This window comes from Kamptonema formosum PCC 6407, assembly GCF_000332155.1.
GTDB lineage: Bacteria > Cyanobacteriota > Cyanobacteriia > Cyanobacteriales > Microcoleaceae > Kamptonema > Kamptonema formosum.
In genome coordinates this window covers 83,265-83,511 of sequence record NZ_KB235906.1, presented here as the reverse complement: position 1 = coordinate 83,511, position 247 = coordinate 83,265, and the positions used below count along the sequence as shown (strand labels likewise).

The window sequence follows — 247 nt, the reverse complement described above, 5'->3', positions numbered from 1 at the left end:
CAGTAAGTCATCGCATTCACAGCCAATACAGACGAAAATTAAGTGTATTTATCTTATTGTCGAGCTATTTGGCAGTGCAGAAGTAAAAGTTTTAAGTAAGTGATATTGGGGAGTATTAGTTTCGAGAATGTCGCGGCTGATTGCGCGGTAGTGTTCAGCTTGTTCTTCGGGAATAGGCAAATCGTAATCTGTCAGTCCGATGATATCTGTGGGACTTTTAAACCAAGAATACGGGCAAAGTTTTGAT

General features: G+C 40.1%; 1 protein-coding gene. It reads right to left on the bottom strand.

The genetic code is table 11. From position 1 onward, the window contains the following. Positions 1–48: 48 nt before the first annotated feature. On the bottom strand, positions 49–247 hold a 199-nt coding region (locus OSCIL6407_RS33105), incomplete at its 5' end, for a hypothetical protein (RefSeq protein ID WP_234709967.1).